The organism is Planktosalinus sp. (assembly GCF_059864935.1).
In genome coordinates this window covers 1-2685 of sequence record NZ_JCBCCK010000031.1, presented here as the reverse complement: position 1 = coordinate 2685, position 2685 = coordinate 1, and the positions used below count along the sequence as shown (strand labels likewise).

The window sequence follows — 2685 nt, the reverse complement described above, 5'->3', positions numbered from 1 at the left end:
TAAAACGATAAAAATCAGGGGATTTTCATTGGATAAAATCAGCAATTTTACGCGAAGCATTCCCAAAGAAGACCGTTTAAAAATTGTTGGTTTTTCACTGATTCGTTATCTGGCTTTTTCATTGCAGTTTGCTTTTTTGGTATCGCTTTTGGCTCCGGTTTCACTTTTGGAAGCACTGCCTTATGTTTATGTGATGTATCTGTTAAGTAGTTTGCTTCCCGTATTACAATTGCTTGATTTTGCCATTAAAGGAGGTGTGGCGGTGTTGCTCTTTGCAATGGTTGCACCGCAGATTATTGTTGCAGTTGCCTTATTAATGTGGTTGTTGAATGCGGTATTTCCGGCTTTAACAGGGGTATTTTTTGTACTCGGATTAGATTCAAAGAAACAATTAAAACATACTACCTGATGGGTTGGTTTTTGATAATAACAATTGGGTTTTATGTTTTTATGATGGGCGTTTTTGGGGTTGGGTTTTTTAGGCTTAAAACGTTTAAATCTAATTCCCGGGTTCCTAAAACTTCATTTACGGTGGTCATTCCTTTCCGAAATGAGTCTAAAAACCTTGGCGCATTGATGCAATCGATTTTGCAAATTAAGTATCCTGAAAATTTGGTGGAAGTTTTTTTTGTCAATGATGCTTCTGAAGATGATTCGGTTGAAAAAATTACTGATTTTATATCGAAAAACAAATGTTCAAACTGGAGAGTTATAGAGAGTAAAAGAATTTCGGGTTCACCGAAAAAGGATGCCATCACACTTGCAATAGCCCAATCCAATAATGATTGGATATTTACCACCGATGCCGATTGCGTCCTTCCCAAATTGATTTTGAAAAATCTGGATGATTGTATTCAAGCCATAGCTGTAAAAATAATCGCAGGCCCTGTGCTTGCTGTTTCATCGAAAACTATTTTTTTAAGCAGTTATCAGCAAATGGAATCTTTGACTCTTGCCGGTGTAACGATGGGGGCATTTGGAATCAACCAGCCTATTATGTGCAATGGTGCCAATCTGGCGTATGAAAAAAGAGCTTTTGAGGTGGTAAGAGGCTTTGAAGGAAACAACGACTATGCCGGTGGCGATGATTTGTTTTTGCTGGAAAAAATGAATAAAAACTTTCCCGGGAAGGTGCATTTTCTAAAAAGCCTGAACCAGCTTGTTTTTACCAAAACCGAAGACACTTTTCCAAAAATGATAGAACAACGTGTGCGCTGGGCGGCAAAGGCTTCCGGATATAAAAGTGTGTTCAGCAAGTTGACGGGCCTGGTGGTTTTGATGGCGAATATAAGTGTTGTAATCTGCTATTTTAGATGGGTGTTTTCAGGATTTGAAATGATTTTTTTGATGCTGATTTTAATCAAATGGTTGGCCGATGAGGTTTTTCTTTATGTATCCAATTCCTTTTTTAAACAGGAAATCCCGTGGTATCATTTGAGGATTATGGCCATTTTGTATCCACTTTTGACCATTTTCATTTCGCTGAAAGCCATTTTTGGAACATTTAACTGGAAAGGGCGTGATTTTAAAAAATAGTCTAAGATGCCGTTTATTTTTTTATATTCGCTTAAACTTTACCTAAATGAAACACCTTTCAAAACTTCTGATTGTTTTTCTGATTTTGTTGTTTAGTACAACCGCTTTCGCACAGGAAAACTATACCGTTAACGGAACTACCTACAACCTTAAGACCGAAGTTGAAGGACCATTGACGCTGCTTTGGAATGTGATTGATGGTGAATACCGCTATTTTGCGAAAAAGGGAGATGAAATTGTCGAGCTCACCAACACACGTTCAAACGGCAAGTATCAGGAAGAATATAAAGAAACACTTAGTCAATTGATTTCAGATAATCCGGTGGACGTTTCAAATACTAATTTAACCCTTCCCAGTTTGCGTGCTTTTATCAATCAATACAATAAACTAGCCGACCCTGGTTTTGTAGAGAAATCGATGGAAACTAAACTGGAAACCCGATTAGGTGTTTTTGCAGGAATGTCAAATAACAACTCTACAACAAATCCTGACAATGTTTTTGCGCCGTTTTACGGGGTTGAATTTGAAGTAACTGATAATCAAATGCTACGTAGGCATAGTATTTTATTGCAATTTCGACAAACTGTTGTTGTGCCAGATTATGAGTTGTATTTTTCACAGTTTGCTTTTAATTATCGATTTAAGTTTATTCACAACGAAAAACTATCCCTTTTTGCCCAAGCCAAACTTTTTACATTGACTTTTAGTACACGAGACGAAAATAATTTTGAAGAGCGTCAAGAATTAAAGAGTACAGCATTTAATGCACCCGTTGGGTTGGGTTTGGGAATGGATTATAAATTAGGAAATGGATTTTTAACTTTAGGTGTCAACGACTTGGTTTCTCCCGGAATTGACAATTATGGAGAATTTTCAATTGACCTTTCCTTAGGCTACAAAATCATCCTGTAGTTATTCAGTTTTGATGACCAAAGGCATTTTGAACTGCGTGTTTACCGGAACCCCTCTTTTTAAAGCCGGAGCTGCTTGTGGTAGTGAATATAAACTTTCGTAAAGTAGTTGTTTTAATTCCGGAAAGGTTGAAAAGGTGAGCGAGTCGCCTTCAATATCCAAAATAGTTACTTCACTTTTTGAAGTTAACTGAAGCGAAATCATCAATGTATCAGCAATTGGAAGTACACTAATCA

At 37.1% G+C, this 2685-nt stretch carries 2 protein-coding genes and 2 pseudogenes; 3 read left to right on the top strand and 1 reads right to left on the bottom strand.

The genetic code is table 11. The annotated features are described in order from the left end of the window. From AC6F75_RS01310 to AC6F75_RS01300, 3 genes and pseudogenes are all read left to right on the top strand, one after another. Window positions 1–409: pseudogene (locus tag AC6F75_RS01310) on the top strand (hypothetical protein); the annotation flags it as partial. Continuing rightward, the gene (locus AC6F75_RS01305; RefSeq protein ID WP_500713118.1) at window positions 409–1536 is read left to right on the top strand and encodes a glycosyltransferase; all 1128 of its coding nucleotides are present in this window, start codon (window positions 409–411) and stop codon (window positions 1534–1536) included. The pseudogene AC6F75_RS01310 and the gene AC6F75_RS01305, both read left to right, overlap by 1 nt. 46 nt (window positions 1537–1582) lie before the next feature. Beyond that, a complete protein-coding gene (locus AC6F75_RS01300; RefSeq protein WP_500713117.1) occupies window positions 1583–2449 on the top strand; it encodes a hypothetical protein in 867 nt (288 codons plus the stop codon). Here the strand turns inward: AC6F75_RS01300 and AC6F75_RS01295 are convergent. Then, window positions 2450–2685 (bottom strand): annotated as a pseudogene (locus tag AC6F75_RS01295) (hypothetical protein); the annotation flags it as partial. It lies immediately after the preceding gene.

Bases quoted from the DNA above. Each gene is read 5' to 3' on its own strand.
- AC6F75_RS01305 (WP_500713118.1), top strand. From the start codon at position 409: ATGGGTTGGTTTTTGATAATAACAATTGGGTTTTATGTTTTTATGATG.
- AC6F75_RS01300 (WP_500713117.1), top strand. From the start codon at position 1,583: ATGAAACACCTTTCAAAACTTCTGATTGTTTTTCTGATTTTGTTGTTT.